The sequence below is a fragment of the uncultured Merdimonas sp. genome, assembly GCF_963929015.1.
Taxonomy (GTDB): domain Bacteria; phylum Bacillota; class Clostridia; order Lachnospirales; family Lachnospiraceae; genus Merdimonas.
The window spans coordinates 130,270-155,109 of the sequence record NZ_CAWVHE010000003.1; the positions used below are offsets into that span (position 1 = coordinate 130,270).

The 24,840-nt window shown below is 49.4% G+C and carries 26 protein-coding genes; 24 read left to right on the forward strand and 2 right to left on the reverse strand.

Translation table 11 applies throughout. The annotated features are described in order from the left end of the window. Positions 1-17: 17 nt before the first annotated feature. The 19 genes from def (at position 18) to ABGT54_RS01525 (ending at position 18,197) form a co-directional block, all read left to right on the forward strand. The gene (def, locus tag ABGT54_RS01435) at positions 18-503 is read left to right on the forward strand and encodes a peptide deformylase (RefSeq protein WP_346662509.1); all 486 of its coding nucleotides are present in this window, start codon (positions 18-20) and stop codon (positions 501-503) included. Beyond that, the gene (gene fmt, locus ABGT54_RS01440; RefSeq protein ID WP_346662510.1) at positions 504-1,451 is read left to right on the forward strand and encodes a methionyl-tRNA formyltransferase; all 948 of its coding nucleotides are present in this window, start codon (positions 504-506) and stop codon (positions 1,449-1,451) included. It begins immediately after the preceding gene. A gap of 13 nt (positions 1,452-1,464) precedes the next feature. Beyond that, complete coding sequence (locus ABGT54_RS01445) at positions 1,465-2,169, forward strand: zinc metallopeptidase (RefSeq protein WP_346662511.1); 705 nt, start codon at positions 1,465-1,467, stop codon at positions 2,167-2,169. A gap of 2 nt (positions 2,170-2,171) precedes the next feature. Then, on the forward strand, positions 2,172-3,461 hold the full coding sequence (gene rsmB, locus ABGT54_RS01450) for a 16S rRNA (cytosine(967)-C(5))-methyltransferase RsmB (protein WP_346662512.1): 1,290 nt from the start codon (positions 2,172-2,174) through the stop codon (positions 3,459-3,461). 2 nt (positions 3,462-3,463) lie between these two features. Continuing rightward, on the forward strand, positions 3,464-4,534 hold the full coding sequence (gene rlmN, locus ABGT54_RS01455) for a 23S rRNA (adenine(2503)-C(2))-methyltransferase RlmN (protein ID WP_346662513.1): 1,071 nt from the start codon (positions 3,464-3,466) through the stop codon (positions 4,532-4,534). Continuing rightward, positions 4,512-5,255, forward strand: a complete 744-nt coding sequence (locus ABGT54_RS01460) for a Stp1/IreP family PP2C-type Ser/Thr phosphatase (RefSeq protein WP_346662514.1) — start codon at positions 4,512-4,514, stop codon at positions 5,253-5,255. The genes rlmN and ABGT54_RS01460 overlap by 23 nt, the downstream gene beginning before the upstream one ends. Then, positions 5,249-7,369 (forward strand): Stk1 family PASTA domain-containing Ser/Thr kinase, encoded by a 2,121-nt coding sequence (gene pknB / locus ABGT54_RS01465; RefSeq protein WP_346662515.1) that lies wholly within the window; start codon positions 5,249-5,251, stop codon positions 7,367-7,369. The genes ABGT54_RS01460 and pknB overlap by 7 nt, the downstream gene beginning before the upstream one ends. A 3-nt stretch (positions 7,370-7,372) precedes the next feature. Then, a complete protein-coding gene (gene rsgA / locus ABGT54_RS01470) occupies positions 7,373-8,251 on the forward strand; it encodes a ribosome small subunit-dependent GTPase A (RefSeq protein ID WP_346662516.1) in 879 nt (292 codons plus the stop codon). A gap of 1 nt (position 8,252) precedes the next feature. Beyond that, on the forward strand, positions 8,253-8,915 hold the full coding sequence (gene rpe / locus ABGT54_RS01475; protein ID WP_346662517.1) for a ribulose-phosphate 3-epimerase: 663 nt from the start codon (positions 8,253-8,255) through the stop codon (positions 8,913-8,915). Continuing rightward, the gene (locus tag ABGT54_RS01480) at positions 8,908-9,588 is read left to right on the forward strand and encodes a thiamine diphosphokinase (protein WP_346662518.1); all 681 of its coding nucleotides are present in this window, start codon (positions 8,908-8,910) and stop codon (positions 9,586-9,588) included. Before rpe ends, ABGT54_RS01480 begins: the two co-directional genes overlap by 8 nt. A 5-nt stretch (positions 9,589-9,593) precedes the next feature. Further along, on the forward strand, positions 9,594-10,694 hold the full coding sequence (gene ychF, locus ABGT54_RS01485; RefSeq protein WP_346662519.1) for a redox-regulated ATPase YchF: 1,101 nt from the start codon (positions 9,594-9,596) through the stop codon (positions 10,692-10,694). Positions 10,695-10,732: 38 nt separating this feature from the next. Continuing rightward, the gene (gene lgt, locus ABGT54_RS01490; protein WP_346662520.1) at positions 10,733-11,596 is read left to right on the forward strand and encodes a prolipoprotein diacylglyceryl transferase; all 864 of its coding nucleotides are present in this window, start codon (positions 10,733-10,735) and stop codon (positions 11,594-11,596) included. Continuing rightward, on the forward strand, positions 11,593-12,795 hold the full coding sequence (gene nagA, locus ABGT54_RS01495; RefSeq protein ID WP_346662521.1) for an N-acetylglucosamine-6-phosphate deacetylase: 1,203 nt from the start codon (positions 11,593-11,595) through the stop codon (positions 12,793-12,795). The genes lgt and nagA overlap by 4 nt, the downstream gene beginning before the upstream one ends. A gap of 119 nt (positions 12,796-12,914) precedes the next feature. Beyond that, on the forward strand, positions 12,915-13,619 hold the full coding sequence (locus tag ABGT54_RS01500) for a DUF5714 domain-containing protein (protein ID WP_346662909.1): 705 nt from the start codon (positions 12,915-12,917) through the stop codon (positions 13,617-13,619). A 542-nt stretch (positions 13,620-14,161) separates the two neighbouring features. After that, on the forward strand, positions 14,162-14,773 hold the full coding sequence (locus tag ABGT54_RS01505; RefSeq protein WP_346662522.1) for a DUF3267 domain-containing protein: 612 nt from the start codon (positions 14,162-14,164) through the stop codon (positions 14,771-14,773). A 48-nt stretch (positions 14,774-14,821) separates the two neighbouring features. Further along, entirely contained in the window at positions 14,822-16,045 is a 1,224-nt protein-coding gene (gene tyrS / locus ABGT54_RS01510) for a tyrosine--tRNA ligase (RefSeq protein WP_346662523.1), read from the forward strand. An 89-nt stretch (positions 16,046-16,134) separates the two neighbouring features. Next, positions 16,135-16,779 (forward strand): zinc-ribbon domain-containing protein, encoded by a 645-nt coding sequence (locus ABGT54_RS01515; RefSeq protein WP_346662524.1) that lies wholly within the window; start codon positions 16,135-16,137, stop codon positions 16,777-16,779. 40 nt (positions 16,780-16,819) lie between these two features. Beyond that, positions 16,820-17,620 carry a zinc-ribbon domain-containing protein gene (locus ABGT54_RS01520; RefSeq protein WP_346662525.1) on the forward strand — a complete coding sequence of 267 codons (801 nt, stop codon included), beginning with the start codon at positions 16,820-16,822 and terminating at the stop codon, positions 17,618-17,620. A gap of 55 nt (positions 17,621-17,675) precedes the next feature. After that, positions 17,676-18,197: a flavin reductase gene (locus ABGT54_RS01525; RefSeq protein WP_346662526.1), complete on the forward strand. Its 522-nt coding sequence runs from the start codon at positions 17,676-17,678 to the stop codon at positions 18,195-18,197. 103 nt (positions 18,198-18,300) lie between these two features. On the opposite strand, the gene ABGT54_RS01530 is transcribed toward ABGT54_RS01525, so the two are convergent. Together ABGT54_RS01530 and ABGT54_RS01535 are read right to left on the reverse strand one after the other, a co-directional pair. Next, positions 18,301-19,608, reverse strand: coding sequence for an alpha-amylase family glycosyl hydrolase (locus ABGT54_RS01530; RefSeq protein ID WP_346662527.1), 1,308 nt, complete (start codon positions 19,606-19,608; stop codon positions 18,301-18,303). A 78-nt stretch (positions 19,609-19,686) separates the two neighbouring features. Further along, on the reverse strand, positions 19,687-21,045 hold the full coding sequence (locus tag ABGT54_RS01535; protein ID WP_346662528.1) for an MATE family efflux transporter: 1,359 nt from the start codon (positions 21,043-21,045) through the stop codon (positions 19,687-19,689). A gap of 350 nt (positions 21,046-21,395) precedes the next feature. On the opposite strand from ABGT54_RS01535, the gene rplM reads away from it, so the two are divergent. The 5 genes from rplM (at position 21,396) to ABGT54_RS01560 (ending at position 24,765) form a co-directional block, all read left to right on the forward strand. Beyond that, a complete protein-coding gene (rplM, locus tag ABGT54_RS01540; protein ID WP_346662529.1) occupies positions 21,396-21,824 on the forward strand; it encodes a 50S ribosomal protein L13 in 429 nt (142 codons plus the stop codon). A gap of 27 nt (positions 21,825-21,851) precedes the next feature. Beyond that, the gene (gene rpsI / locus ABGT54_RS01545; protein ID WP_346662530.1) at positions 21,852-22,244 is read left to right on the forward strand and encodes a 30S ribosomal protein S9; all 393 of its coding nucleotides are present in this window, start codon (positions 21,852-21,854) and stop codon (positions 22,242-22,244) included. A 191-nt stretch (positions 22,245-22,435) separates the two neighbouring features. Then, complete coding sequence (locus ABGT54_RS01550) at positions 22,436-22,768, forward strand: hypothetical protein (RefSeq protein ID WP_346662531.1); 333 nt, start codon at positions 22,436-22,438, stop codon at positions 22,766-22,768. Positions 22,769-23,243: 475 nt separating this feature from the next. Continuing rightward, positions 23,244-23,681: a VOC family protein gene (locus ABGT54_RS01555; protein ID WP_346662532.1), complete on the forward strand. Its 438-nt coding sequence runs from the start codon at positions 23,244-23,246 to the stop codon at positions 23,679-23,681. 55 nt (positions 23,682-23,736) lie between these two features. Continuing rightward, a complete protein-coding gene (locus ABGT54_RS01560; RefSeq protein WP_346662533.1) occupies positions 23,737-24,765 on the forward strand; it encodes a LuxR C-terminal-related transcriptional regulator in 1,029 nt (342 codons plus the stop codon). The last annotated feature ends 75 nt before the right edge of the window (positions 24,766-24,840 follow it).

Below are 24,840 nucleotides of genomic sequence, written 5' to 3' on the forward strand. Positions count from 1 at the left end.
ACAGAGGAGACAAACTTATGGCAATCAGAAAAATCAGAGAAATCGGAGACGACGTGTTGACAAAAACCTGCAAAGAGGTTCCCAAAATGACTCTTCGCAATAAGATCCTGATCGGGGATATGCTGGACACCATGTACGAGGCAATGGGCGTAGGACTTGCGGCGCCACAGGTAGGGGTATTAAAGCGGATTGTAGTGATCGATGTGGGCGAAGGTCCTATTGTGCTGATCAATCCCAGGATCGTGGAGACTTCCGGGGAACAGACCGGAGAGGAGGGGTGCTTAAGCGTACCCGGAAAATCCGGACAGGTGACAAGGCCTGAACGTGTAAAAGTTGTGGCACAGAATGAAGAGATGGAAGAAATCGAACTGGAGGGAGAGGGACTGCTTGCAAGAGCGTTCTGTCATGAGATCGATCATCTGGACGGGAAAATGTATGTGGATCTTGTAGAAGGGGAGCTTCATGACGTGGAGTACAGCGAAGAAGAGCAGGAGGAAGAGTAAATGAAGATCATATTTATGGGAACTCCGGAGTTCTCGGTGGGGACTCTGGAAGCTCTGATCGAGGCAGGACACCAGATCGTTCTGGCGGTGACGCAGCCGGATAAACCAAAGGGACGCGGCGGGAAAATGCAGTATCCGCCGGTCAAGGAGACGGCGCTGGCTCACGGTATCCCGGTCTTTCAGCCAAAGAAGATCCGGGATCCTGAAAATATCGAAGAGCTTCGGAAATATCAGGCAGATGTGATGGTTGTCATCGCATTTGGGCAGATCCTTCCACAGGAGATCCTGGATATGACGCCTTATGGCTGTATCAACGTTCATGCATCGCTCCTTCCCAAATACCGGGGAGCTGCGCCCATTCAGTGGGCGGTGATCCGGGGAGAAAAGGTGTCGGGCGTGACGACCATGCAGATGGACGCAGGCCTGGACACCGGGGATATGCTCCTGAAAACGGAGGTTGTACTGGAGGAGAAAGAGACCGGCGGGAGCCTGCATGATAAACTGGCAAAGGCCGGGGCAAAACTGTGTGTGGAGACCCTGCAGGGGTTGGAGGATCATACGATCCTTCCTGAAAAACAAGGCGAAAGTCCGACAGAGTATGCAAGAATGCTGGAGAAAGAATTGGGAAATATCTGCTGGGAGCAGCCCGCAGAAGAGATTGAACGTCTGATCCGTGGCTTAAATCCCTGGCCCAGCGCTTATACCCACTGGGAAGGAAAAACGATGAAGATCTGGGAGGCAGAGGTGGTCGAAGAGGAACCGGACTGCCGGACAGAGGCAGCGCCGGGAACCATCGTCCGGGTGGAGAAAGACGGCTTTCTGGTCCGGACAGGAGCAGGACTTCTGAAGGTGACGGCGCTTCAGATCCCGGGGAAAAAGCGGATGGACGCGGCCGCGTTCCTGCGGGGCTATCCGGTAAAAGCCGGACTGATACTGACAAGTAGTTAGGAGGCATTTGTAAATGTATTATCCGATGTTTTATTTTGACCCGACGTATGTATTTTTAATCATTGGCGTAATCATCTGTATGGCTGCATCCGCAAAGATGCGGTCTACTTATTCCAGATACTCCCGGGTGCCAAATCACCGGGGCATGACGGGACGGGAAGCGGCGGAGCAGATCCTGCAAAGAGCGGGGATCTTTGACGTCCGTGTGGAGCACATTTCCGGAAATCTGACCGATCATTATGATCCGCGAACAAAAGTACTAAGACTTTCTGATGCGACCTACGGGTCCGCTTCTGTAGCGGCGGTAGGGGTGGCGGCTCATGAATGCGGCCACGCCATTCAGCATGCCACCGGATATGTGCCGCTAAAGCTGCGCGGCGCGCTGGTTCCGGCGGCCAATTTTGGAAGCACCATTGCATGGCCTTTGATCCTGCTTGGATTTCTTTTTAACGGGCAGTCTTCGGTATTGTTCCTGAACCTGGGGATCCTGGCGTTTTCACTGGCTGTTTTATTTCAGATCGTGACGCTTCCGGTAGAATTCAACGCGTCCGGACGGGCGCTTCATATGCTGGCAGGGAGCGGCATGCTTTATGAAGAAGAAATGCGCTGTGCAAGGAAGGTGCTGACAGCTGCGGCACTTACTTATGTGGCGGGAGCAGCTTCGGCAATCCTGCAGCTTCTGCGTATCATTGTACTGTCAAATTCAAGGAGAAGATAAAGATGAACGAGCGGGAACTGGTGCTGGAAGCTTTGCTTTCCATCACACGGGACGGAGAATACAGCCATATTGTATTGAAAAATCTTCTGGATCTTTACCAGTATCTGGATAAAAGAAAACGCGCTTTTATCACCAGGGTGGTAAACGGCACCCTGGAGCGTCAGATAGAGATTGATTATATCATTGATCAGTTTTCAAAAGTGAAAGTAAAAAAAATGAAGCCGGTAATCCGGACCATCCTGCGATTTGGCGTCTATCAGTTAAAGTATATGGACAGCATTCCAGACGCGGCCGTCTGCAATGAGGCGGTGAAACTGGCAGAAAAAAAGGGGTTCCGGCAATTGAAAGGATTTGTCAACGGCGTACTGCGAAATATCAGCAGACATCCGGAACAGATCATCTGGCCGGGAAAGGAAGAGCCGGAAGCGTATCTCTCTGTAAAAGAATCTCTGCCTGTGTGGCTGGTGAGGCTGTGGCTGGAAACCTATGATACAGAGACCGTAGAGGGGATGGGAGAAGAGTTCTTGAAGGAAAGCCCCCTGACGGTCCGGTTTGATCCGGAAAGGATCTGCCGGGAAACACTGATCCGAAGACTTCGGGAAGAAGGTGTGGAAGCAGAGGGAATCCCCGGAACGTCCTGCGGTCTGATCCTGCATGGCGTGGATCATCTGGCTGCCCTTTCCAGCTTTCAGGAGGGGCTTTACCAGGTGCAGGATATCAGTTCCATGCAGGTGGCGCTTCTGGCAGATCCAAAAGAAGGAGACCAGGTGCTGGATGTGTGCGCGGCTCCCGGCGGAAAGGCGATTCATATGGCTGAGCTTCTGAAGGGTACCGGCTATGTAGAGGCCAGAGACTTAAGCGAGCGGAAAACCGAGCTGATCCGGGAGAATATTGCAAGAAGCGGCCTTACCAACATTGCGGCCGTCTGCCACGACGCGCTGGTTCCGGATCCGGAATGGATCGGGAAAGCGGATGTGGTCATTGCCGATCTTCCCTGTTCCGGACTGGGGGTGCTGGGAAGGAAGCCGGATCTGAAGTATAAGATGACAGAAGAAGCGGCGGCAGAACTGGCAGGACTGCAAAGACAGATTCTGTCCGTTGTGAAAGATTATGTAAAGCCCGGAGGAAAACTTCTCTACAGCACCTGCACGATCCACAATGCGGAAAATGAAGAGAACGCCAGGTGGTTCGCAAAGACGTATCCGGAGTACACACTGATAAAAGAAGAACAGCGGATCCCGGGAAGAGATCCCGGAGATGGATTTTATATCGCCGTGTTCCGAAAGGAGTAGAGATGGATAGACAGGATATTGCTTCCTTTACCTATGAAGAGATCCAGGAGGAAATGAAAAAGATCGGGGAAAAGCCGTTCCGGGGAAGACAGATCTATGAATGGATCCATGTCCGGTCTGCGGACGATTTTTCAGAAATGACCAATCTGTCCAGGGAGTTGAGAGAGAAGCTTTCCCTGCATTACAGGATCCCGCAGATGAAGGTGGCGGCGCACCAGGTTTCCCGAAAGGATCCGACGGAAAAATTTCTGTTTGAGCTGGAAGACGGCAATATGATCGAGAGCGTGCTGATGAAATACGAATACGGCAATTCTGTCTGTATTTCTTCGCAGGCGGGATGCCGGATGGGGTGCAGATTCTGCGCCTCTGCCATTGGCGGCCTGAAACGCAGCCTTTTGGCGTCGGAAATGCTGCGGCAGGTTTACCAGGTGCAGAAGTGCTGCAAAGAACGAGTGTCCAATATTGTGGTTATGGGCACCGGGGAGCCTCTGGATAATTATGAGAATTTCGTCAGATTTGTACATATGATCAGCGATGAGCACGGATTGCATATCAGCCAGAGAAGCATTACCGCTTCTACCTGCGGGATTGTTCCCGGGATACAAAGACTTGCCGGAGAAGGGCTGCAGATTACGCTGGCTTTGTCCCTGCATGGCTCCACCCAGGAAAAGCGCAAAGCGCTGATGCCTGTGGCAAATAAGTATGCGCTCCCGGAGGTGCTGGCGGCCTGCGATTATTATTTTGAAAAGACAGGCCGCAGGATCACGTTTGAATACAGCCTGGTAAAAGGTGTCAATGATCAGCCGGAAGATATCCGTGAGCTTACCGCGCTTTTGAAGCACCGGAATTGTCATGTAAACCTGATCCCGGTCAATCCTGTGAAAGAAAGAACGTTCCGCCGCCCCAGCTATGAAAATGCGGTGGAATTTAAAAATAAACTTGAAAAAAACGGAATTAATGTTACTATAAGAAGGGAAAGAGGCTCTGATATTGACGGAGCCTGTGGACAGCTGCGTAGAAGATATGCGGCGGATCATAAAGGAGAAACAGATGAAATTATATGCGATGACTGACGTGGGGAGAAAGCGTGAAGTCAATCAGGATTTCGTATATGTGACAGACCGGCCGGTGGGGCCGTTCCCGAACTTCCTTGCTGTGGCAGACGGGATGGGCGGACATAAAGCCGGGGATTTTGCGTCCAAATATACGGTAAATACGGTGCTTGAGGAGCTGGAAAAGACGCCTCTTGACAAACCGGAAGAGATTTTGCGTAATATTGTCACCATTGCAAATCATAAGCTGATCGAAGTGGCGTCTACAGATGTCAAGCTGGAAGGGATGGGCACAACGCTGGTGGCGGGTACCGTGATCGGGAATACCCTGTATTTTGCCAACGTGGGCGACAGCCGTCTTTATCTGATCAATGAAAAGATCCGGCAGATATCCAAGGACCATTCCCTGGTAGAGGAAATGGTGCGACTGGGCGGGATCAAGGCAGAAGAGGCAAAAAACCATCCGGATAAGAACATCATTACGCGCGCAATCGGAGTGAAAGAAGACGTAGAGGCAGACATTTATGAGTATCGTCTGAAAAAGGGGGATGTGATCCTCATGTGTACAGACGGTCTTAGCAATATGGTAGAAGACGAGGATATGTTTGATATCGTCAAGGGCTCCAGAGATGTGGTGGAAGCGGTAGAGATGCTGATCGAGAAGGCAAACAGCAACGGCGGAAGAGATAATATAGGGGTAGTGATTGCGGAGCCGCTTTCAGATGAGGTGAGTGTATGGTAAAGGATGGTATTGTACTGGGAAAACGGTACGAGATATTAAGTAAGGTAGGCGCAGGCGGCATGGCCGATGTCTACAAGGGCAGAGACCGGATGTTGAACCGGTATGTGGCAGTAAAAGTACTGAAGAAAGAGTACCGGGAAGATGAGAGTTTTGTCCGGAAGTTCCGTTCGGAAGCGCAGGCTGCTGCGGGGCTTCTGCATCCGAATATTGTAAATGTATATGATGTGGGTGAAGACCGGGGACTGTATTATATGGTCATGGAACTGGTAGAAGGCATCACCTTAAAAGAATATATTGAAAAGAAGGGGAGATTGTCCTACAAAGAAGTGGTGAGCATCGCCATCCAGATGTGTGCCGGGATCGGCGCAGCACATGCGGCGGGCATCATCCACCGGGACATCAAGCCGCAGAATATCATTATTTCCAAAGAAGGAAAAGTGAAGGTTACGGACTTTGGCATTGCGAAAGCTGTAACATCTAATACGATCAGCACGAACGCCATGGGATCTGTCCACTATACTTCGCCGGAGCAGGCAAGAGGCGGATTCAGTGATCAGAAAAGCGACATTTATTCCATTGGCATCACGCTTTATGAAATGGTGACCGGACAGGTGCCTTTTGACGGGGATTCCACGGTGTCTGTAGCGATCAAGCATCTTCAGGAAGAGATCACGCCTCCGTCAGAGAAGGTGGAGGACATTCCCTATAGTCTTGAACAGATCATTTTAAAGTGTACCCAGAAAAACTCTGAAAGAAGATATCCGAATACCGATGAACTGATCCGGGATCTGAAACATTGTCTGGTAGACCCGGATGGAGATTTTGTTGTCATTCCGCCTCTTGGGAATGCAGATACTGTGATCATCACGGATGAGGAACTGGATGAGATCCAAAATTCCTGTGACGGGGATGAGGAAGATTATGACGAGGATGAGGACTACGGCGGGTACGACGAAGACGAGGATGAAGATTACGACGGGGACGATGAGGATTACGACGGTGAGGACTATGACGAGGATGAAGACTATGACGTGCCCGGAAAGAGAGGCAAGGGGTCTGATGAAGTCAATCCGCGGATGAAGAAGCTGACCCGTATTCTGACCATCGTGGTGGCGCTTATCATCGCATTTATTGTGATTTTTGCCATTGGCCGGGCGGCAGGAATCTTTTCTGTGGGACCTGGAAAGAATGTGCAGACTGAAAATATGGTAGAAGTGCCAAAGATTGTGGGGATGACAGAGGCCGATGCAGAGGAGGCTCTTAACAAAAAGGGACTGGGATTTAAAGTTGTCGCAAGAGAAGAGTCTAAAAAATATGAAAAAGGCAGGGTCAGCGAGCAGCGGACCAAAGCAGGAGACGAGGTGGCAAAGAATACCACCATTGAAGTCGTAGTAAGCTCCGGGCTTGTGGGAGATAGTATCAAAGTTCCGGATGTCAGCGGAAGAACAGAGGATGAAGCACAGAGCATCCTGGAAGACGCCGGGTTTAAAAAGATATCTTCTGAATTTACCTATCATGACAGCGTGCCAAGCGGCCAGGTGATCAAGACGACGCCGGAGGCAAATGCAGAAGCGACGGAAGATACAGAAATCGTGATGCAGGTAAGCAAAGGAGCAGAGAAAAAGACTGTGCCGAATGTGATAGGGAAAGAAGATGCAGAGGCGCAAAATGAGATCAAGAACGCAGGCCTGGATATTGAGTCTGTAACCTATGAATACAGCAGCACAGTTGAAAAAGGGCTTGTGATTTCGCAGAGTGTGGATGGTGGAAAAAAGGTGAACGCCGGAACTGCCATTGCACTGGTGATCAGCAACGGTCCGGAACCGGCAGCCAAGGTAAGCGTTCCGCCGGTGACCGGGACATCGGAGAGTACTGCGCGGCAGCTTCTAAGAAGCGCGGGGCTGAATGTAAGTGTGACGTATCAGCACAGCAGCTCCGTGACAGCAGGCAATGTGATCAGCTGCAGCCCGGATGTGGGAAGCAGTGTGGATGAGGGAGCAACGGTAACTTTGGTGATCAGCACAGGCCCGGAGCAGACGACGCCCGTGCCGGAGCCGGAGCCCGAGCCTGAGCCGGGAGGCGAAGGAAGCGAAGCAACAGAAGAAGTGGACTGATTGATGAGAGGAAAGATTATCAAGGGAATTGCCGGATTCTACTACGTTGACGTAGTAGAATCCGGTGTTTATGAATGTAAAGCAAAAGGTGTGTTTAGAAAAGAAAAGAAGAAGCCATTGGTGGGGGACAATGTGGAGATCGAAATCCTTGATGAAAAGGAAAGAGAGGGAAACCTGATCCACATTTTGCCAAGGAAAAATGAACTGATCCGCCCTGCGTCAGCCAATGTGGATCAGGCGCTGGTGGTTTTTGCTGTGACAAAGCCCAGTCCCCATCTTCATCTGCTGGATCGGTTTCTGATCATGATGGAGCAGGCAGGAATCCCTGTGGTCCTTTGTTTTAATAAGGAGGATCTGGGGACAGAGGAACAGATCGGCGCGTTAAAGGAGATTTACCGGGATTGCGGATGCAGGCTTCTCTTTTCCAGTGCAAAGGAAGAGACAAACATTTCCGGGATCCGGGAGCTGCTGGAAGGAAAGACTACGGTGATCGCAGGGCCTTCCGGAGTGGGCAAGTCTTCGCTGATCAATCTTCTTCATCCCCAGGCCAATATGGAGACGGGATCTGTCAGCAGAAAGATCCAGCGAGGCAGGCATACCACCAGGCATGCGGAATTGTTTGCGTTGGGAGAGAATTCTTATATTATGGATACTCCGGGATTCAGTTCTTTGTATGTCAGCGATCTGGAAAAAGAAGAACTGAAATACTATTTCCCGGAGTTTGCGCCCTATGAAGGAAATTGCAGGTTTCAGGGATGTGATCACATCCATGAACCGGATTGTGCGGTGAAAAAGGCGGTGGAAGAAGGAAAGATCCACCGGTCCAGATACGACAATTATCGGGCTTTTTATGAAGAGCTGAAGGAGCAGAGGAGGTATTAGCATGGAATACATACTGGCCCCGTCAATCCTTTCTGCAGATTTTAAAAATCTGGGAAGCGAGATGAAAAAAACGGAAGAAGAAGGAGCGCGTTACCTCCATTTTGATGTGATGGACGGCATGTTTGTGCCCAATATTTCCTTTGGGATCCCGGTGCTGGCATCCATTCAGGGGGCGACTGGCCAGGTGATGGACGTGCATCTGATGATCCGGGAGCCAATCCGTTATGTGGAGGATTTCAGGAAGGCGGGAGCGGATATTATTACGATTCATCTGGAAGCCTGCCAGGATGTCCATGCCACTTTAAGGGCTGTCCGGGAAGCAGGGCTGCGAGCCGGGCTTTCCATCTGCCCGGAGACGGATGTGGAAAAGCTTGCTCCCTATCTTCGCGAGATTGATATGGCGTTGATCATGAGCGTACATCCGGGATTTGGCGGGCAGTCGTTTCTTCCAGGAACACTGGAAAAAATCCGAAGGACCAGAGAAATGGCACAGGAGCAGGGGCTGGATCTGGATATCCAGGTGGATGGAGGGATCTCCATGTCCAATATCCGCCAGGTGCTGGACGCCGGAGCCAATGTGATCGTAGTGGGGTCAGGAGTTTTCAAAGGGGATGCAAAGGAGAATACCAAAGCATTGATGGAGATTGTGAAGAGTTATGAGTAAAAAGATTGTGATTGTATCCGGCGGAAAGCTGGAGGAAGAAGTGTGCCTTCCCATTCTGGAGGGACAAAAAGAAGGATATGTGATCGGTGTGGACAAGGGCGTGGAGTTTTTATATCGTCATCAGATCATGCCCGATTACATTGTGGGAGATTTTGACAGCGTTCAGCAGGAAGTGGTAGAGTATTACCGCAAGGAGACGCATGTGGGCATCCGGGAATTTAATCCTGTAAAAGATGCTTCTGATACAGAGATTGCCATTCGGCTTGCCATGACGCTTGGGGGGACGCATCTGGTGATCCTGGGAGCTACCGGAGGCCGGATCGATCATCTGTGGGCAAATGTTCAGTGCCTGACCATTCCCTTTAAAGCGGGAGTGCAGGCAGAGATCCTGGACAGCCAGAACCGGATTTCTCTGATCGGGGAAGGGGAGACCCACCTGAAAAAGGCAGAGGCATACGGACCGTATTTTTCAGTGTTTCCACTGGGAGAAGAGATCTTCGGCTTCAATATAGAGGGCGCGAAATATCCGTTGGAGAACCATGTACTGACACCTTATGACAGCCTGTGTGTCAGCAACGAGATTGCCGGAGACGAGGTGGTGATCACGTTTTCGGCGGGGATCGTGATCCTGATGGAGACACGGGATAAGAAGGAAAAAACGAAGGAGATGTAATAGATATGAAATTAGGAATCGTGGGACTTCCCAACGTAGGAAAAAGTACATTGTTTAATTCCCTGACAAAGGCAGGGGCAGAGTCTGCCAACTATCCTTTTTGCACCATTGATCCCAATGTGGGTGTGGTAACGGTGCCGGATGAACGGCTGAACGTGCTGGGAGAAATGTATCATACCAGAAAAATTATCCCGGCGGCTATTGAGTTTGTAGATATTGCCGGACTGGTTAAAGGCGCTTCTAAAGGAGAGGGGCTGGGGAATCAGTTCCTGGCGAATATCCGGGAGGTTGACGCTATTGTTCATGTGGTGCGTTGCTTTGAGGACAGCAATATTGTGCATGTAGACGGCAGCATCAACCCGCTGCGGGACATCGAGACCATCAATCTGGAGCTGATTTTCTCTGACCTGGAGATTCTGGAACGGCGGATCGCTAAGACTACAAAGGTGGCCAGAAATGATAAAACGGCTGCAAAGGAATTAAGCCTTCTGGAAAAGATCAAAGCACACCTGGAGGAAGGAAAGATGGCAAAGACCTTTGGCGGGGCGGAAGATGAGGAGGAACAGGAGTGGCTTGGAAGCTATAATCTTCTTACCTATAAACCGGTGATCTACGCCGCAAATGTGGCGGAAGGTGATCTGGCAGACGATGGCGCGTCCAATGCGGGAGTGGCGGCTGTGCGGGAATATGCAAAGGAAGAACAGAGTGAAGTCTTCGTGGTTTGTGCACAGATCGAACAGGAGATCGCAGAGCTGGAAGAGGATGAAAAGAAAATGTTCCTGGAGGATCTGGGACTTTCCGAGTCTGGACTGGAAAAGCTTATCAAGGCCAGCTACCGGATCCTGGGACTGATCAGCTATCTGACTGCCGGGGAGCCGGAAGTGCGGGCGTGGACGATCACGAAGGGAACCAAAGCGCCCCAGGCGGCAGGAAAGATCCATACCGATTTTGAACGCGGGTTTATCCGTGCGGAAGTGGTTTCCTACGAGGATCTGATTGCCTGCGGCAGTCATAATGCCGCGAAGGAAAAAGGACTGATCCGGCTGGAAGGAAAAGACTATGTGGTGCAGGACGGGGACATTATGTTGTTCCGGTTTAATGTATAATGCCTGTCTGATGACAGAAAAGATGGGAGCGGTCGGACATGCATACATTTATTGATTTTCCGCATCTGGGGATTCATCTGGAGGATGTGGGGAAAACACTTACGGTATTTGGATTTGACATCGCCTATTATGGAATTACGATAGCGATTGGCATGCTGGCCGGTATTTTTGTGGCCACACAGATGGCAAAGCGTACCGGTCAGAAGCAGGAAGATTATGTGGATCTGGCAATTTTCGGGATTATTTTCGGGATCATCGGGGCCAGGATTTATTTTGTGATCTTTAGTTGGGACATGTATAAAGGCAATCTCCTGGAGATCTTTAATACCAGGCACGGGGGGCTGGCAATCTACGGTGGTGTGATCGCCGCGGTGATCACAGTATTTGTGGTGGCTCGTGTGAAAAAAATCCCGGTAGGACTGATGCTGGATACCGGCGGCTGCGGGCTGATTACCGGACAGATGATCGGCCGGTGGGGAAACTTTTTTAACCGGGAGGCTTTTGGAGAATATACGGACGGCATATTTGCCATGCGGCTTCCGCTGGATGCAGTGAGGAGCGGGGATGTGACAGAGAAGATGCGGGAGCATATGGAGACTGTGGATGGAGTTTCCTGCATCCAGGTGTCGCCCACCTTTCTCTATGAATCGTTCTGGTGCCTGTTGGTGCTGATCCTGCTTTTATGCTACACCAGATATAAGAAATTTAACGGCGAGGTATTTTTGATCTATCTGGCAGGATACGGCGCAGGGAGATTCTGGATCGAGTCTTTAAGGACTGATCAGCTGTGGATCCCCGGGACGCAGATCCCGGTGTCACAGTTGCTGGCAGGAGTCCTGGTGGTGGTGTCTGTAGTCTGGATCATATATGGAAGAAGGAGACAAAGGAGACAGGAAAAATGATCATCAAAAATGTAAAAGTGTATCTGGAGAATGAGACATTTGCAGAAGGTGAGATTAAAGTCCATAAGGGGAAGATCGAACGGGTGATTTCCGGAGCTGCAAGAGGAGAAGGATTCCTGGCGCAGCCAGGGGAGGAAGTGGTAGACGGAAAAGGCGCGTATGCGATTCCTGGTCTGATCGATCTCCATTTTCATGGCTGTATGGGAGATGATTTTTGCGATGGCACCAGGGAGGCGATCCGGCGGATCGCCGAGTATGAAGCATCCATCGGTGTGACGGCTATCGCGCCGGCTACAATGACTTTGCCGGTGGAGGAGCTGGTACAAATCCTTGAAACGGCGGCAGAATACCGGGAAGAAGCGCAGCCGGCTCTGGCGGGAGAAGAGAGAAGTGAAGCGTACCGGGCCTGTGCGGATCTTATCGGCGTCAATATGGAGGGGCCATTTATCAGCAAGGTAAAAAAAGGAGCCCAGGACGAGCGCAATATCCTGGATTGCGACACCAAAGTGGCCCGTCGGTTCCTGGAGGCTTCCAAGGGACTGGTGAAGTTTATCGGTGTAGCGCCGGAGGAGAGCGAAAACGCGGTTTCGTTTATCAAAGAAATGAAGGATCAGGTTCATATTTCCCTGGCTCATACCAATGCAAATTATGAACAGGCAAAGGCGGCATTTGACGCAGGGGCAAGTCACGCGGTGCATTTATATAATGCTATGCCTGCGTTTACCCATCGGGCGCCCGGCGTGGTGGGGGCAGTGGCAGACAGTCCTTCGGTTATGGCGGAACTGATCTGTGACGGCGTACATATTCATCCGGCGGTGGTCCGTGCCACCTTCCAGATGATGGGAGCGGACCGTATGATCCTGATCAGTGACAGCATGCGGGCAACCGGTATGCCGGACGGCAGATATACCCTGGGCGGACTGGATGTGGATGTCAGGGGCAACCGGGCAACCCTGGTCAGCGACGGCGCGTTAGCCGGCTCCGCGACTAATCTTATGGACTGCATACGTACGGCAGTAAAGAAGATGGGAATCCCGCTGGAAACAGCAGTGGCCTGTGCTACGATCCATCCCGCAAAGAGTCTGGGCGTGGAAGAGGAAAGAGGATCCCTTGCGGAAGGAAAGAAGGCCGATATTGTATTGCTTGATCAGGAACTGAATCTGGTAAACGTATGGAAAGATGGGGTTCTGATCGTATAGATCAATGGATAATTTAAACAGAGACTGGAAATGGAAAGGATGTTGCGGCGGTGAGACGAGGAGAAGGCGCCTGTCTGGTATGCGGCAAAGAACTGGAATATTCCCGGGAGGCAAAAGAAATGACTTGCGTTTTTTGCGGGAAAACAGAAATGAGCCATGCCGTGTGCAAAGACGGACATTATGTGTGTGATGCGTGTCATGCAAAAAAAGGGATTGAGGCGATTATGCGGGAATGTAGTGTTACTCCTTACAAAAATCCTGTTGAGATCATGCAGAAGATCATGGAAGATCCATATATTTATATGCACGGACCGGAACACCATGTAATGGCAGGAGCTGCGCTTCTGGCAGCTTATCACAATTGCGGCGGAGAACTGGATCTTCCGGCGGCGCTGAAGGAAATGAAGACCCGCGGTTGTCAGGTGCCCGGCGGCGTGTGCGGGTTCTGGGGATGTTGCGGTGCAGGGATCAGCACCGGCATTTATATGAGCATTGTCACCAAAGCCACACCGTTAAGCGGGAACTCCTGGGGAATCTCCAACCGAATGACAGCAAGAGCCTTGCAGGCCATCGGCAGGATCGGCGGCCCCAGATGCTGTAAAAGAGATACATTTACAGCGGTAACAGAAGCAGTGCAGATGACCCGCGAAGAACTGGGAATCAAAATGGAGCTGCCGGAAAAGCTGGTCTGCAGATTTTATGTGGAAAACCAACAATGTTTGGGGAAAAGATGTCCTTACCACCCGGAAGGGGACGGGGGATTTCTAGAAATCCCCCGTCCCCTTCCGGGTGGCGAAGTGAAGAAATCCCCCAAATGTGAATAATTCATGTGGATAAAAAGGGAATAAAATGTGGATAAGTTAAGTTCATCAAAATTGGGGACGGGGGTTTTCCAGAAAACCCCCGTCCCCAATTTTGGGTTGACAATTTCCTTTAAATGCGGTAGGATTGCAATCAGACAGATAGATATAAAGGCTTGGAAGGGAACAAGTAATATCCGGGACACCCGTACAGAAAGCAGCCGGCGGATGAGAGGCGCGCGAAGGAACCGTATATGAATACGTCCCGGAGCTTTGCACCGAACACTATTCTGATGCGATTTTTCAGGTAGAGAGTAGGCTGTGACGGATTGGCGCACGTTAAAGCGCCGGGCTGTAAATGGATAGCAGATGCAGAGCAGCCGAATGAGACCGATGCTGTAAGGCTTCGGTGAAGCAAGGTGGTACCGCGGAAAAGTTGATTCGCCCTTACTGTGAAAGCAGTAAGGGTTTTTCTTTTTTCTGCAGTGTTGCCGGATCACTTTGTAGTGTTGCCGGATTGTTTGGCAGTGCAGTCGGCAGCGTTTGGAAGAAAAAGGTGGGGAGTCATGTCTAAGGAAGAAAAAGTGGACAATAAAAAACAGATGCTGGTGGACAATTATGAAAGACAAAGGACCGAGTTTGTGCAAAGAGGATACCGGGAATCTTCAGAAGTGTTTTCTGTGGCCAAAGCGAATGCGATGGTGTTTGTTACTTCGGTTCCTGTTGCAGCTGTTCTGCTCCTGCTCTGGATCCTGACAGGGCGCGGTCCGCTCTGGACAAAGGATCTTAACGGCTTTTTGCTCCTGGTCGTGTTTCTGGTGACAGCCTTCATCCATGAAGTGCTTCATGGTGTGGGATGGAGCCTGGGAGCAAAAAAGGGGTGGAAGAGCATTCATATCGGCATGATGTGGTCCAGTTTTACGCCTTACTGTCATTGCAGGGAACCACTGGAGCCCGGGAAATATATTTTCGGCGGAGTGCTGCCCGGAGCAGTTCTAGGACTTGGAATCTATCTCGCGGCATTTATTGCGGGCAGCAGTTTCCTGCTGTGGCTGTCTCTTCTAAATGTGGTGGGAGCCGGCGGGGATCTTTTGATTGTCTGGTATGCCCGCCGATACCGGAAGGGCTATATCCTGGATCATCCAACGGAATGTGGCTTCATCATATTTCAGAAATAAAAAAGAAATAAAAGAGAAACAAAACAAAAGGAAAAGGAGAAAAGAAAAATGGGAATTTATGAAGAATTACAGGCAAGAGGGCTGATCGCCCAGGTGACGGACGAAGAAGAGATCCGGGAACTGATCAATAACGGAAAAGCAACATTTTATATTGGATTTGACCCGACGGCAGACAGTCTTCATGTAGGACATTTCATGGCGCTGTGTCTGATGAAGCGTCTGCAGGACGCAGGAAATAAGCCAATTGCCCTGATTGGCGGAGGCACCGGCTACATTGGCGATCCATCCGGAAGAACGGACATGCGTTCTATGATGACGCCGGAGCAGATCCAGCACAACTGCGATTGTTTTAAAAAGCAGATGAGCCGCTTCATTGACTTTTCTGAAGATAAGGCATTGATGGTCAATAATGCAGACTGGCTGCTGGATTTGAATTACATTGATTTCTTAAGGGAAGTAGGACCTCATTTCAGCGTCAACCGCATGCTGACAGCAGAATGTTACAAGCAGAGAATGGAGAGAGGTTTAAGTTTCCTGGAGTTTAATTACATGATTATGCAGAGCTTTGACTTTTACATGCTGTACCAGAAATATGGCTGTAATCTGCAGTTTGGCGGGGATGACCAGTGGAGCAATATGCTGGGCGGCACAGAATTGATCCGCCGGAAGCTTGGCAAAAATGCCTGCGCCATGACCATTACTCTGCTTTTGAATTCCGAAGGCAAGAAGATGGGTAAAACACAGAGCGGCGCCGTTTGGCTGGATCCAAACAAGACCTCTCCCTTTGAGTTCTACCAGTACTGGAGAAACGTGGCAGATGCAGATGTGCTGAAATGTATCCGGATGCTGACATTCCTGCCGCTGGAGGAAATTGATAAGATGGACAGCTGGGAAGGAGCGCAGCTGAATACGGCAAAAGAAATCCTGGCCTTTGAGCTGACCAAGCTGGTACACGGCGAGGAAGAAGCAAAAAAAGCACAGGAATCTGCAAAAGCCCTGTTCAGCCAGGGAGCGGCGGCAGAAATGCCAACCACAGAGCTGACAGAAGCCGACCTGGAGGATGGAAAGATAGATATTCTGACCCTTTTGGTTAAGGCAGGTCTGGTTCCTTCCAAATCTGAGGCAAGACGCGCGGTACAGCAGGGCGGCGTTACAGTAGACGGGGAGAAAATAGAGGATATTCATGCAGTATTTGCCGGGGAAGATTTAGGCGGAGAAGGCAGGATCCTGAAAAAAGGGAAGAAAAATTTCAGGAAGATCGTAATGAAGTAATTATGGGGAAATACAGAAAATAATAGAAAGAAAACTGCCGAAAGTGTGCTACAATAAAACAAAGGATAAATCAGCAGGAGGATTTTAAAATGTTTTGCATACACTGTGGACAGGAACTCATGGAGGGGGACCGGTTCTGTACAAATTGCGGCGCTCCCGTCGGAGGTGCAGGCGAGGGGATGGCGTCCGGCGCACAGACGCGATATGCAGGAATAAAAAAGAGCAGAAAAGGATGGATCGCGGCCATTGTGGGAATCCTGATCCTCTTTATTGCCGGTGCGGCATTTGGCATATGGATGTTGTTTTTTAGCAATACCTATAAAACGCCCATCCGCAATCTGGTCAAGGCAATCGAAGAGCAAGACGGCGAAGCGGCTGTGAAGCTGATTCCTGAGCAATATATGGAGATGGCAGATCAGTGGATGGGAATCGGAAAGGAAGAGATGGAAGACCTGGTAGAAGCAGGCCTGAAAAATATAGCTGGCGGCTATCAGGGCGATGTGAAAGTTGATTATGAGATTGGCGATGTCAGGGATCTGTCAGATCAGGAAATCCAGAGCCTGGAAACCAGTTATTTCGGAATGTTGGGTGAGATTGAAGAGGCAAAAGAAGTAGAGTTTTCCGCAGAAGTTTCTGTGAATGGCGGAGACGATATGGAAATTGCGGACGATACATGGATCACGGTAATCAAGATTGACGGAAAGTGGTATCTGGACCCGTCTTTGCTTAACTAAGCCTGGAAGAAATGCTGCCGGCTAAAAGGAGGGATAGAGGATGAAATGTCCGAGATGTGGATATAAGAATATCAGGGAAGCCAGATTCTGTGAGAGATGCGGAACACCGCTGCCGCAAAAGAAATCAAAGGCACCTGTTATTATTGCTGTCGTATGCGTGGCAGTCATCATTTTTGCTGTGCTGATCGGCTATTTTGCCTATGATATTTTATCTGACGGGAGCAAGGCTGTTGTCCGGGAAGAAGAAATCCCGGGAGGTTCCGGCGAGGATGAGAAAGCGCCTCAGCCGGAAGGCGGAGCAGAGGAGACGCAGGAAGATCCGGAAGAAGAGACAGAAGAGGAAGAAGATGGCGTCTGGGATATGTACAATATCAGTCCTCCCTCCTCTGTCGGAGCAGCCAGTGAGGTTGCGGTGACACAGGCAATGGCTACTTCTGTGATCGATCAGGAAGGCCATGATAACAGCGCCGGCATGGTGGTGGACGGGCGAGACGAAACCTCCTGGCAGGAAGGTGTGCCAGGTGACGGGATCGGGGAAGGCATTTCCCTGTATTTTGACGGGGAATACGAGATCAGGTACATAGCATTCAAGCTTGGAAACTGGAGGGGCGATAGTTATTATACGCAGAATAACCGTCCGCAGACGTTGAAGATTACCATGGATGGCCAGGAGAAAGAGATCACTTTTGATGATGTAAAACAGGAACAGTGGGTAGAGGTATCCGGAGACTGTGATGCCTCAGATCTTAAGATCGAGATTGTATCCGTGTATGGCGGAACCAATCCTGACTGGGACGACACCTGTATTGCAGAGGTCAGTGTTTACGGAGAAAAGGAATAGAGAGATTGACAGATCTGGTATAATGGAAAAAGAAAAAAGACAGGAGGAATGGACAATGACATTTCATGAAGCAGACATTCACACATTATCATTTAATCCGTTTGATAAGATCAGCAAGCAGTGGATGCTGATCACTGCAGGAGACCGGAATGGTTCCAATACCATGACCGCCAGCTGGGGAGGAGTTGGGATTATGTGGGGGAAACCGGTGGCAACCGCATATATCCGGCCACAGAGATATACCAAAGAATTTGTAGATGCCAGCGATACGTTCACCCTGTCCTTCCTGCCGGAGGAACAGAGGAAGGCGTTGAATATCTGTGGTTCGGTATCTGGAAGAGACGTGGAAGATAAATGGAAAGAAGCCGGTCTTCATCCCTGTTATCTGAATGAAGGCGCCCCGGAAGAAGTGGCGGCAGTTGAAGAGGCGGAGATGGTGTTTGAGTGCCGGAAGCTGTACGCACAGGAGATGCTTCCGGAATGTTTTACAGACACAGAATGTGATACCAAGTGGTATCCGACCAAAGACTATCATACCATGTACATTGCAGAAATCGTTAAAGTCTGGGTGAAATAAAAAAGTGAAAAACAGGGCGAAGATTCCTGGAGTATTACATATCCGGGATGTCTTTGCCCTGTTTTTTATTTGAGTTTCAAAAGAAATATTTTGGTTTCTTTTTCTAGAATTGCAGATACAGGATACTGTATGCCGGCATTTCCAGTGATCCATTCAGATGTAGAGTGTTTTCGCTAAGCAGTTCTGTGACCGGACCGGATAAATCGCCGTGACAGGCGGTGTAGGGGATGTCCGAGGCGTTGACAGCCACAAAAACTTTTTCCCTGTCTGTCATGCGTTCAAAGATCAGCTGGTGATTGGTCAGAACTACATTTCGATAGGAGCCGTTGCAAAGGGCATCGCTGTTCTTGCGGATGCGGATCAGCTTCCGGATCAGGTCGGTCAGATCGTTTGGCTTTGGCTCTTCAAAGCAGGGACGAAGGGAGTAGTCATTTCCCGGAGCTTTTTCCCCTGGTTCGCCCCATTCGCTTCCGTAATAGATACAGGGGATGCCTGGCATGCCCATCAGAAGTCCGCAGGCCAGAGGCAGATGAGCTTTGTTGGTCAGAATGCTGGCAATTCTTGTCACATCGTGATTGTCTACAAAGTTCATCAGGTGTTTGCCCCGGTAGAGGCACCAGGGCTCTGAACCGTACTGGCGCTGCAGAGAATGGGCAATCTCAAACAGATTCATGGAATTAAAGCTGGAGTATATGCCCTTGTAACATTCATAATTGGTACAGCTGTGAAGCATTTCCTCATTAACGATCCGGTTGTAGTCGCCGAACAGGACCTCTCCGATGAGTACAAACTCTGGCTTAAGTGTCTGCGTGAAGGAGCGCAGGCGGCGCATAAACTCCGGTTCCAGACTGTAGGCTACGTCAAGGCGCAGACCGTCAATGTCAAATGTCTCGATCCAGAATTTTACACACTCCAGAAGATAGTCTGTAACCGCCGGATTTTTCAGATTCAGTTTTACCAGTTCAAAATGTCCTTCCCACCCTTCGTACCAGAAACCGTCATTGTAGGAGTTGTTTCCGTCAAAATTGATCCAGAACCAGTCCTTGTAAGGGGAGTCCCATTTCTTTTCCAGCACATCCTGAAAGGCCCAGAATCCTCGGCCTACATGGTTAAAAACACCGTCCAGTACGATTTTAATACGGTGGTTGTGAAGGTTCTGGCAGACTTCGGCAAAATCTTCGTTGGTGCCAAGCCGGCAGTCGATCTTTTTAAAATCGCGGGTGTCATAGCCGTGGTTGTCGGATTCAAATACCGGATTTAAAAGAATAGCGTCTATGCCCAGTTTTTCCAGATACTCACTCCAGTCCAGTAATTTGCGGATACGGGGGATACATACTCCATCGTTGTGTACCGGCGCGCCGCAAAAACCGATGGGATAGATCTGATAAAAGATACTGTTATATGCCCACATAATATTTGAAAGCCTCTCTTTCTGTTTCATTTTTTCGTATAGGTCTATTTTAATCGATAGGAAACCATTGGTCAAAACTTATTCTGTCCCGGCAGCCGGAAGTTTCTTCTTCAGGAACCATAAAAACCAGCACAGCAGAACGATTCCCTTCAGGATGCTGGAAATGGTGATGCTCCACCAGATGCCGTTTAGTCCCAGTATGGTATCTACCAGCATGAAGGCAAGCGGGATCCGCATGGCGGTAAACAGGATGCTGACCACAGATGGCGGCACTGTTTTCCCGAAACCGGCAAAGGCGCCTGCGGTCGTGATTTCCACGCTCATAAAGAGCTGCGAGACCCCCAGGATTACCAGATAGTCCACACCCATGGGAAGCACGTCTGCTTCGGTAATAAAAATGCGGAAAATGGGCGCAGGACACACCATCAGAAGGAAAGTACAGAACAGGCCCCAGATCAGAACGATTACCATGGCGCTGCGATATCCCCTGCGGATCCGCCCCGGATTGCCGGCTCCGTGATTTTGTGCGATAAAAGAATTTACCGCAGCGGCAAAACCGTCAGCTGTCATCCAGGAAATGGATTCGATCTGGGAACCTACTTTCTGGACAGCCACGGCGGCATCTCCATATCCTGCCACCATCCGGGCAATGATCATGGAAATACCGGTAAACAGCATATTTTGCAGGCAGGATGGCACGCCGATCTGCACGATGGACTGGATGGCTGCCAGTTTTGGCCGTGAAAAAAACCGTACATGGCAAAATAAGAGATCGTCCCGCAGCGCAAATAAAAGGAACATGCAGGTAACAATCATCTGTGCAAAGACGGTGGCAATGGCGGCGCCCATAACCCTTAGTTCTGGAAATGGGCCGATCCCAAAGATCAGGACAGGATCCATAAAAAAGTTGATCACCAGTCCACTGGTGGTGGCAAAGAACGCAGCCCTGCTGTTGCCGATGGCAGTAAACAGTCCGGTAAACGTCTGGTTTAAAAAGGAAAAAAAGACCAGGCCGCAGGTGATCTTAAGATAAATCCGTGCGTCTGCAATGACCTGCGGGCTGTTCAGTTTAAAGAAGTCGATCAATGGGACGGAAAACAGGATGCAGAGCAGTCCGAAGAGCAGACCGGTAAAAGCGGCAAGCTGCAAAGCGCCTGCGGCGTATCCGGCCGCCTCTTTTGAATCCCCGGCGCCCAGAGAATGACCGGTGTTTACCTGACCGCCCATTTTGGAGAGCACAGCAAGGCCGTTGGAAAGCCACATATACATACCGGCAGCGCCTACGGCTGCCACGGCATTACTTCCCAGTCTTCCAATCCAGATCATATCTGTCAGGTTATAGGCCATCTGGATCAGAGAAGTTGCCATGATCGGGATGGCAAGACGGGTCAGGGAAGAAAGTACAGGCCCGTGCAGGAGATCTATGTGTTTTTTCATTGGTAATTCCCCCAGAATGTGATACTATATTCAAGGCGAGACAGAGGATCTACACAGGAGTTTTGCGGCGTTGCCTCTTCATTGTGCATCCGTAGTGCAATGATTTTGTCTCATGTGGAAATCCTCCGGTCGTGCAGGAAAAAGTATAGCACAAATGTCAGTAGAAAAACAGCCGGAGAAACGGAAAAAACCACAGAAATTTGCAGAAAAACTGTTGACACACCTGGATGCGTATAATATAATAATGCAGTATGACAAAAGGAGAAACAGCAGGAAACCAAAGCCCCGGAGTCTTGCTGATTCCGATAAAAAGACCATGTGAAATGTTTAGATTTACAGGAGGGAACCCAATGAAAACTTATATGGCAAATCCAGATAAGATTGAAAGAAAATGGTATGTAGTTGACGCATCGGGATATACATTAGGACGCCTGGCATCTGAAATCGCCAAGGTGTTAAGAGGAAAAAACAAACCGGAGTTTACACCGCACATTGATACAGGTGATTATGTAATTGTTGTAAATGCAGAGAAAGTTGCTGTAACAGGTAAGAAGATGAATCAGAAGATCTACTATCGTCACTCTGATTATGTAGGAGGAATGAAAGAGACTACACTGGCAGAGATGATGGCTAAGAAGCCGGAGAGAGTGATCGAACTCGCTGTAAAGGGAATGCTTCCGAAGGGACCTTTGGGAAGAGCTATGATCAAGAAGCTTCATGTATATGCAGGACCGGATCATGAGCAGCAGGCTCAGAAGCCGGTAGAGCTGAAATTTTAGGGAAAGGTTTGAAAGGAGGATATTACAGTGGCTAACGCAAGATTTTACGGAACAGGAAGAAGAAAAAAATCAGTAGCAAGAGTATATTTAGTACCGGGAACCGGTAAGATTACAATAAATAAGAGAGATATTGATGAATATCTCGGACTGGAAACCTTAAAGGTTGTTGTTCGTCAGCCCCTGGTAGCTACCGAGACTGATGGAAAATTTGATGTAATCGTCAATGTAAAGGGCGGCGGCTATACAGGACAGGCAGGAGCAATCCGCCACGGTATCGCAAGAGCGCTGCTTGAGGCAGACGCTGATTACAGACCGGTGCTCAAGAAAGCAGGATTCCTGACTCGTGATCCGAGAATGAAAGAGCGTAAGAAATACGGTCTCAAGGCAGCCCGTCGCGCTCCGCAGTTCAGCAAGCGTTAATCGGGATTACCCAAGAGATAACCGAACAGTTATTGAAATTGCAGGCAAACCCTGGAAACATCACGTTTCCGGGGTTTTTTTTTACCCTGGAAACGCGGTGAAACGGGGGAAAACCGGGTGAAAATCACCGGATTAGCAGCGCGTTTGTAACACGTTTGCAACAAAAATATCTTTACTCAAGAGTCCTGTTTATGGCGTCAATCAGGATCCGTACATCGGATATGAAATATTTCTATACGGATCTGATCAATGAACTGGTGCAGAATCCGGCAGAGAAACTGAAAGTGTTTGATAAGAACAGCCCCTATCTGCCAACCAGAAAAATCGGGAAGAACAATCCGAAAGCAGAGGAGATACGGATCGATAATTATCTCCGGCAGGAGTGGAACAACATGGTAGACCGGGCGATAGTGGAAGGCGTGACCGAAGAGGAACTGCGCCTTACAAAGAAAATGTTGATTGGGACTATCAGGCTATTCTTTACGCAAAAGAGAATGGTGTTGGAGAATCGGAAAACCAAATAACAGAGATGATGCAGTATTACGGTATTAATCAGGATCAAATTGCTAAAGCATTAAAGGAAATTGGGTATTAGTTTTATAATCAATATTATTTTTATAAAATCCAAGAGGTGGAAGAAATAGGTGACGTGTGGCAGGTAGAAGATATTGGGCGAGTTTATGGAAAATATACCCTAGTAGAGGCATTGGCTGATAGGAAAGCATCAATAGGAATTTTTGGAGATATTATTTCTAAAGTGTAAGAACGGTAACAAGGGATTTGTGAAGAATGAAACGGGTTGAAAGAAACTGATAAGAGAGGTGTCCTCAATCGCATTCAGTCTTCTACGATTTGCAACGCATTTGCAACAAATTCCAGCGGAATCCCCGTATTTCCGCCATTTTCGGTTACCCAAACGTTAAGCAAGTTTTATTACGGTTGAAAAGGAGAAAAAGTATGATAAAATAGACCTATATTTTCCGAAGGGTGGGACAGGTTATGAAACTGAAAAATGTCTTGATTGTTGTTTCGGATCTTGAAAGATCCAGGAAGTTTTATCAGGATCTGTTTGGGCTGGATACGATCCTGAAACAGGACGGGAACGTGATCCTGACAGAGGGACTTGTGCTGCAGGAAAAACAGGTATGGGAGGAAGCGATTGGAAGAGAGTCCCGGATCGGGGATGCGGGAATGTTGTTGTATTTTGAAGAAAAAGACATGGAAACATTTCAAAAGAAATTAGAAAAATATCAAAAAGAGTTTCCGGGAAGGATTCGTTATTTGGGATCGGCAATAGACTTTAACAGCAAAAAAGACCCGTGTCAACCGGCAGGAACGGAACAACCGGCAGGAGCAGATCGGCGGGCGGCGCTTTCCGGGAAAGTGCTTCGGTTTTATGATCCAGACGGACATTTGATCGAAGTACGGGAACGGTAAGGGGATCAAAGCAATGTCTGGAACGAGGAAAAAGCCATGGACAGGAGGAAGACAGATGGAGATTGACATGGAGGAAGATAAGGAAGTGGAGTTTTCCGGGCTGATGCCGCTGATGAATACTGCTTTTGTACCGGGCAGGTGTAAGGAGGCGGTGCTTGCTATGCCAGAGGGTCCGGAAAAAGAGATCGCAGCAGCGGAATATGAGTACTTTAGAGGCAATCCCAGGGAGGCTGCAAAGAAGGCGCAGATGTATCTGGATTGTCAGGACCGGGCTGTCAGGCTGTCGGCGTGTCTGATATACGGATATGCCAATCTTTCTATCGGTCAGATCCGGCAGTCCGGCTATGCGCTTCGTGAATTAAAAAAAACATTAAAGTCAGGGTCAAAAGAACCACCGGAAAGCCGCGCTATGGAATCATTTCTTTCATTCACCGCAGCGGTCCTTCTGCATCTGCCTCTGCCGGAAGAGCTTCCGGAGCCTGGAGAATACTTACGAATGCTTCCGCCAGGGATACGGATATTTGCAATGTATGTGAGAGCACATTACTATTATCTTCAGGAGGATTATAGTAAGAGTCTTGGCATTGTAGAAGGGACAGTAAGCGTTCAGGACGCGATCTATCCGATCCCCATGATCTATATCCATCTGGTGGCGGTGATGGATTACATCAGCCTGAAGCAGCCGGGGCCGGCGAAAGAACATCTTCTGGCTGCCTGGGAGCTGGCAAAACCGGATGATCTGGTCGAAGCATTTGGCGAACATCATGGCCTGCTGGGTGGAATGCTGGAGGCTGTGATCAAAAAGAACTGGCCGGAAGATTTTAAGCGGATTATTGCCATCACCTATCAGTTTTCCGCGGGATGGAGAAAGATCCACAATCCGGCGACCGGGCATGAAGTGGCGGAGAATCTTACCACCACGGAATTTGCCACTGCGATGCTTGCCGCCAGAGGGTGGACGAATAAGGAGATTGCAGAGCATATGAATGTGTCTGCAAATACGGTAAAAAGCTGTATTGCTTCTGTGCTGCAGAAACTGCATATAAGGAATAGAAAAGAATTGAAGCGGTATATGCTTCCATAGGGAAAAGGCAAAAAAGACTCTGTCACCATCCGTTTTTAAGGAGGAAACGGGTGGTGGCAAAGTCCTTTTTTTATG

Excerpts from the sequence above, each read along its gene's own strand:
- def (WP_346662509.1), top strand. The coding sequence starts at position 18 with ATGGCAATCAGAAAAATCAGAGAAATCGGAGACGACGTGTTGACAAAA.
- fmt (WP_346662510.1), top strand. The coding sequence starts at position 504 with ATGAAGATCATATTTATGGGAACTCCGGAGTTCTCGGTGGGGACTCTG.
- ABGT54_RS01445 (WP_346662511.1), top strand. The coding sequence starts at position 1,465 with ATGTATTATCCGATGTTTTATTTTGACCCGACGTATGTATTTTTAATC.
- rsmB (WP_346662512.1), top strand. The coding sequence starts at position 2,172 with ATGAACGAGCGGGAACTGGTGCTGGAAGCTTTGCTTTCCATCACACGG.
- rlmN (WP_346662513.1), top strand. The coding sequence starts at position 3,464 with ATGGATAGACAGGATATTGCTTCCTTTACCTATGAAGAGATCCAGGAG.
- ABGT54_RS01460 (WP_346662514.1), top strand. The coding sequence starts at position 4,512 with ATGAAATTATATGCGATGACTGACGTGGGGAGAAAGCGTGAAGTCAAT.
- pknB (WP_346662515.1), top strand. The coding sequence starts at position 5,249 with ATGGTAAAGGATGGTATTGTACTGGGAAAACGGTACGAGATATTAAGT.
- rsgA (WP_346662516.1), top strand. The coding sequence starts at position 7,373 with ATGAGAGGAAAGATTATCAAGGGAATTGCCGGATTCTACTACGTTGAC.
- rpe (WP_346662517.1), top strand. The coding sequence starts at position 8,253 with ATGGAATACATACTGGCCCCGTCAATCCTTTCTGCAGATTTTAAAAAT.
- ABGT54_RS01480 (WP_346662518.1), top strand. The coding sequence starts at position 8,908 with ATGAGTAAAAAGATTGTGATTGTATCCGGCGGAAAGCTGGAGGAAGAA.
- ychF (WP_346662519.1), top strand. The coding sequence starts at position 9,594 with ATGAAATTAGGAATCGTGGGACTTCCCAACGTAGGAAAAAGTACATTG.
- lgt (WP_346662520.1), top strand. The coding sequence starts at position 10,733 with ATGCATACATTTATTGATTTTCCGCATCTGGGGATTCATCTGGAGGAT.
- nagA (WP_346662521.1), top strand. The coding sequence starts at position 11,593 with ATGATCATCAAAAATGTAAAAGTGTATCTGGAGAATGAGACATTTGCA.
- ABGT54_RS01500 (WP_346662909.1), top strand. The coding sequence starts at position 12,915 with ATGACTTGCGTTTTTTGCGGGAAAACAGAAATGAGCCATGCCGTGTGC.
- ABGT54_RS01505 (WP_346662522.1), top strand. The coding sequence starts at position 14,162 with ATGTCTAAGGAAGAAAAAGTGGACAATAAAAAACAGATGCTGGTGGAC.
- tyrS (WP_346662523.1), top strand. The coding sequence starts at position 14,822 with ATGGGAATTTATGAAGAATTACAGGCAAGAGGGCTGATCGCCCAGGTG.
- ABGT54_RS01515 (WP_346662524.1), top strand. The coding sequence starts at position 16,135 with ATGTTTTGCATACACTGTGGACAGGAACTCATGGAGGGGGACCGGTTC.
- ABGT54_RS01520 (WP_346662525.1), top strand. The coding sequence starts at position 16,820 with ATGAAATGTCCGAGATGTGGATATAAGAATATCAGGGAAGCCAGATTC.
- ABGT54_RS01525 (WP_346662526.1), top strand. The coding sequence starts at position 17,676 with ATGACATTTCATGAAGCAGACATTCACACATTATCATTTAATCCGTTT.
- ABGT54_RS01530 (WP_346662527.1), bottom strand. The coding sequence starts at position 19,608 with ATGTGGGCATATAACAGTATCTTTTATCAGATCTATCCCATCGGTTTT.
- ABGT54_RS01535 (WP_346662528.1), bottom strand. The coding sequence starts at position 21,045 with ATGAAAAAACACATAGATCTCCTGCACGGGCCTGTACTTTCTTCCCTG.
- rplM (WP_346662529.1), top strand. The coding sequence starts at position 21,396 with ATGAAAACTTATATGGCAAATCCAGATAAGATTGAAAGAAAATGGTAT.
- ABGT54_RS01550 (WP_346662531.1), top strand. The coding sequence starts at position 22,436 with ATGGCGTCAATCAGGATCCGTACATCGGATATGAAATATTTCTATACG.
- ABGT54_RS01555 (WP_346662532.1), top strand. The coding sequence starts at position 23,244 with ATGAAACTGAAAAATGTCTTGATTGTTGTTTCGGATCTTGAAAGATCC.
- ABGT54_RS01560 (WP_346662533.1), top strand. The coding sequence starts at position 23,737 with ATGGAGATTGACATGGAGGAAGATAAGGAAGTGGAGTTTTCCGGGCTG.